The 4,697-nt window shown below is 73.6% G+C and carries 5 protein-coding genes; 1 reads left to right on the forward strand and 4 read right to left on the reverse strand.

What is annotated here, in order from left to right; translation table 11 throughout:
- Positions 1-122: 122 nt before the first annotated feature.
- The 4 genes from ACFV6D_RS06555 to ACFV6D_RS06570 form a co-directional block, all read right to left on the reverse strand.
- Entirely contained in the window at positions 123-2,006 is a 1,884-nt protein-coding gene (locus ACFV6D_RS06555; protein WP_380558742.1) for an LCP family protein, read from the reverse strand.
- Positions 2,007-2,018: 12 nt separating this feature from the next.
- Positions 2,019-2,651, reverse strand: coding sequence for a nicotinate-nucleotide adenylyltransferase (nadD, locus tag ACFV6D_RS06560; RefSeq protein ID WP_063347543.1), 633 nt, complete (start codon positions 2,649-2,651; stop codon positions 2,019-2,021).
- A 124-nt stretch (positions 2,652-2,775) separates the two neighbouring features.
- Positions 2,776-2,931: a hypothetical protein gene (locus ACFV6D_RS06565; protein ID WP_167745857.1), complete on the reverse strand. Its 156-nt coding sequence runs from the start codon at positions 2,929-2,931 to the stop codon at positions 2,776-2,778.
- Positions 2,932-3,083: 152 nt separating this feature from the next.
- Positions 3,084-3,230, reverse strand: coding sequence for a hypothetical protein (locus tag ACFV6D_RS06570; protein ID WP_159398425.1), 147 nt, complete (start codon positions 3,228-3,230; stop codon positions 3,084-3,086).
- A 248-nt stretch (positions 3,231-3,478) separates the two neighbouring features.
- Between ACFV6D_RS06570 and ACFV6D_RS06575 the strand changes: the two genes are divergently transcribed.
- On the forward strand, positions 3,479-4,573 hold the full coding sequence (locus ACFV6D_RS06575) for a M48 family metallopeptidase (RefSeq protein WP_380558745.1): 1,095 nt from the start codon (positions 3,479-3,481) through the stop codon (positions 4,571-4,573).
- Positions 4,574-4,697 lie beyond the last annotated feature (124 nt).

Here is a 4,697-nt window from a genome sequence, read left to right on the forward strand (position 1 = left end):
GGGGGGGGGCGGGCGCGGCGCCGGCCGCCCCCCCCCCCCCCCCCCCCCCCCCCGCCCCCCCCCGCCCCCGCCCCCCCCCCCGCGCCCGCCCCCCCCCCCCCCCCCGGGCCGGAGGCCGCGGCCTACTGGCTCTTCGGCGGCTGGTAGTCCTTGCCGAGCACGACCACCAGGTCCGCGTTCTGGGCGTCGCCGACCTTCTTCACCGCCGTGTCCGGCAGTCCGAGGCTGATCGCCAGCGACTTCGCCGCGGCCTGCCGGGCGTCGTCGGTGTAGCGGATCTCACTGGCGGCCTGCGCGGCGGTCTTGGAGCCGGGCAGGAAGGTCAGGCCGGAGTTCACGATCTGGACCTGTGCGGCGGCCGCCGCCTGGTCGTTGCCGGTGGCGTCCTGGAGCGAGACCCGGGCGGGGGCGTCGGCGGAGGCCGCGGACTTCACGGTGCCGCCGAGCACGTCCTTGACCTGCTTGCCGGCGGTGGCCTCGTCCAGGCCGCCGTCCGGTTTGACGGTCAGCGCGGTGGTGCCGAGGTGGCCGTCCTTCGCCTGCTGGGCGAGCTGGGCGAGCACTCCGGCGAGGGCGTCCTCGGGCAGCGAGGGGTCGAGCACCGCGTTCATCCGGTGCACGTCGTCCTTGGCGTCCTTGAACTCGGTGGGCATGGTGCGCACCACCGCGTCCATCACCTGTCCGAACCGGGCCAGTTGGGCGTCCCGGTTCTCGCCGGTCGCCTGGAGGGTGGCGTACGCGACCGCGGCCTTCCCGTTCAGCAGGGTGTTCTTGCCGGTCGCGGACAGCAGCTTGCCGTCCGGCTTGCCGCCCTCGTGGGTCTCGGCGTTGGTGTCCACCCGGACGCCGCCGAGCTGGGAGACCAGCATCTCCAGGTAGGGGGTGTCCAGCCGCCAGGTGCCCGCGACCGGGGCGCCGAGCACGGTGGACAGGCCGTCGCGGGTCGCGGAGGCGCCGATGCTGTCCATGGCCTGGCCGACGGTGGTGACCGGCGGGTCGCCGGGGCCGGGCAGCCGCAGGGTGTCGGGCAGCAGGAGCACGGTGCCCTTCTTCCCGGTGGAGTCGTTGACCAGCAGCGCGCTGGAGACCTTGCCCTGGAGGTCGCGCAGGTGGACCACGCTGACCTGGCGCGGACCGGCCGCGCTCGCCGCGGTCTGCTTGTCGCCGGTGAACCAGAGGTAGCCGCCGGTGCCGGCCGCCGCGAGCGCCACCACCACGCCGAGGCCGATCAGCCGGTTGCGCAGCCGGCGGCGGCGCTCGGCGCGCACCTCGCTGCGGGACTCGGCGAACTTCAGCCAGTCGATGACGTCCTCGGACTCCTCCCCCTCCTCGTCGACGAAGGTGAACTCGTCCGTGGGGTAGTCGTCCTTGGCGGCCTTGCCTCCAGGCTTGCCGCCGGCCTTGCCGGCCCGGGCCCCGCCGACCAGTTCGGACGGCGGCTCGGGCTTGGCGCCCGCCGCCTCGGCGGCGGGCCGGGGCACGCGCGGGCGCGGGGGCGCGGGGGCGACGGGGGCGACGGGGGCGCCGGGCGCGGACGCGGCGGGGGCAGGCGCGACGACGGCCTCGGGCTCGACCGCCGCCGGCGCACCCGCCGCCGGGTAGGCCTGCTGCTGGTAGCCGCCCCCGGCCTCCGGCCCGGGCGACCCCCATGCGCCGTACGCCGGGTCCTGGTAGCCGTAGCCCCCCTGCTGCTGGTACGCCTGCACGGGCCGCCCAGGCTGCACGGGCTGCCCGTACTGGTCGTACTGCTGCTGGTCGTACTGCTGCTGCAGGGGCTGCTGGTACGCCTGGTACGGCTGCTGCTCCTGGTAGCCGCCGTACGGGTCCCCCGTGTACACCGGCTGCCCGTACTGGTCGTACTGCTGCTGGTCGTAATGCTGCTGCTCCGGGACCTGTTCGGGCTGCTGCTGGTAGCCCCCCTGGTACTGCTGGTACTGCCCGGTCGACCAGTCCTCCGGCTGCTGCTGGTGCTGGTGCTGCCGGCCTCCGCCGCTTCGCTCGGTCACGCCCGCTCCTGGTCAGGTCCGGTGCGGCGCGTAGAGCGCCCGCTTGTCGATGTAGCGGACCACGCCGTCCGGGACGAGGTACCAGACCGGTTCGCCCTTGGCGACCCGGTTGCGGCAGTCCGTGGAGGAGATGGCCAGCGCGGGGACCTCGACCAGGGAGACCCCGCCCACCGGGAGTCCGGCGTCCGACAGGGTGTGTCCCGGGCGGGTGCACCCGATGAAGTGCGCGAGCGAGAAGAGCTCGTCGGAGTCGCGCCAGGACAGGATCTGGGCGAGCGCGTCGGCGCCGGTGATGAAGAAGAGGTCGGCGTCCGGGTGCTGGGAGTGCAGGTCGCGCAGGGTGTCGACGGTGTACGTCGGGCCCTCGCGGTCGATGTCGATCCGGCTGACCGAGAACTGCGGGTTCTCGGCGGTGGCGATGACCGTCATCAGGTAGCGGTCCTCGGCCGGGGTGACGTGGCGGTCGCTCTTCTGCCACGGCTGCCCGGTCGGCACGAAGATCACCTCGTCCAGGTGGAACGCGCTCGCCACCTCGCTGGCGGCGACCAGGTGGCCGTGGTGGATCGGGTCGAAGGTGCCGCCCATCACCCCGAGGCGCTTCTTCACCGGTTCCGGTCCGCCGGGATTCCCGGCCTGCTCTCCCATGCCGCCACACCTTACGCGACGCCCGTTACGGTGCGGGAACGCCCGGGTGGGGGTTGTCCGAAGACGCGTGAGGGAGCGGCCGGCCGGTACGCCGGACGCTCCCCGAGCGGCCCCGGGAGGCGGCTCAGCGGTCCCGGTTGAAGCGGGTGGTCACGAAGAGCAGGAGCGCCAGGATGAACAGTGCGGCGCCACCCGTCAGGTACGGGTTCAGGCTCTCGTGGTTGCCCCCCTCGCTCTCGGCGAGCAGGTTCAGGACGGGGAGTGCGGCGGCAGTGTTCATGGTCGGCGGGACCTTCTCGGCTCGGGTGAACGGACCAGGGGTTCTTCCGGGCCGGTGAAGGCCCACCTGTCATCGTACGGGGGCTTACCCGGCAACCGCTCGGCGGCCCACCGCCGCTGACCGGGCGTGAGCCCGAACCGGGGCGGCGGTGCTCAGTTGCCGCGGAAGGCCCGCGCCATGATCCAGACCAGCAGGCCGACGCCGACGAACGACGCCACCACGATGATCCGCAGGAACAGGCCCGGGCCGGCCTCGTTGGAGATGGGTGCGGCCAGGCTGACAAGCGCGTCGGTGGACATCTGCGGGGCTCCTCGAACTGCTCGGTACCGCGGCCGGATCCGGTCTCGGTTCTCCAGGACATTCAGGGTAGACCGGCCTCACACCCGCGCCGCCCACCGGCCCCTGCGGCGTGGCCCGGCCCGCGCGTACGCTGCCCGCGGGGACGAGTACGCAACCGCGGACGTTGCAAGGACAGTCGTTGCAGGCGTAGACCAGCGGGGGCCGGCCGCCGAGCCGGGGCCGCCGTCGACCAGGAGGTACTCAGACCATGACCGACCCGACCGCGAAGACCCCGAGCCGGCGCCGCCAGCGCTTCCCCGACATCTCCACCCGCGCCTGGGAGCACCCCGCGGACCGTTCCGCCCTGGTCGCCCTGCGCAAGCTCACCGGCTTCGACGACGTCCTGCGGAAGCTCGCCGGGCTGGTGTCCGAGCGCTCGATCCGGCTGATGTTCCTGGCCACCGCCGTGAAGACCTCCGAGCGCCAGTTCCCCGAGCTGTACGACATGGTGCGCGACGCCGCCTACGTGCTCGACCTGGAGCAGGTCCCGGACCTGTACGTCACCCAGGACCCGACGGTCAACGCGTACTGCATCGGCATCGACACCCCGATCATCGTGATCACCAGCGGCCTGATCGAGCTGCTCGACGAGGAGGAGCTGCGCTCGGTCATCGGCCACGAGGTCGGCCACGCGATGTCCGGCCACGCGGTCTACCGGACGATGCTGATGATCCTCACCAACATCGCCACCCGGGTCGCCTGGGTACCGCTCGGCAACCTGGCGATCATGGCGATCGTCACCGCGCTCAAGGAGTGGTTCCGCAAGGCGGAGCTGTCCAGCGACCGGGCCGGCCTGCTCGCCGGGCAGGACGTCCAGGCGTCCATGCGCGCCCTGATGAAACTGGCCGGCGGGCACAATCTGGCCGAACTGAACGCCGACGCCTTCCTGGAGCAGGCCGAGGAGTACGACAAGGCCGGCGACCTGCGCGACGGCGTGCTCAAGCTGCTCCAGCTGCTGCCGCAGAGCCACCCGTTCGCGGTGGTGCGGGTCGCCCAGCTGAAGAAGTGGGCGGAGAGCGACGAGTACCGCTCGATCCTGGCCGGCGCCTACCCGCGCCGCACGGACGACCCGGACACCTCGGTCGGCGAGCAGTGGAAGGCCGCCGCCGACCACTACACGACCTCGGTGAAGGAGAGCAAGGACCCGCTGATGGGCCTGATCCGCGACGTGGCCGGCGGCGCCGCGACCGTCGGCGGCAAGCTCCGCGACACCTTCGCCGACACGTTCACCGGCGGCTCCCGCGGCGGTTCCGCCACCCGCGAGGACGGCCGCACCGACCGGGGCGAGCGCACCGACGGCTGACCCGCCGCACCCGCGCCGACGGCCGGGGCGGCCACCCCCCGGGGGGGAGCGGCGTCGCGCGCGGGGTGGGGGCCCCCGCGCGCTCTGTGTGGCGCGCCCCCCCCCCCGGCCCGCCGCGCCCCGG

Source organism: Kitasatospora sp. NPDC059812 (genome assembly GCF_042732075.1).
Taxonomy (GTDB): Bacteria; Actinomycetota; Actinomycetes; order Streptomycetales; family Streptomycetaceae; genus Kitasatospora.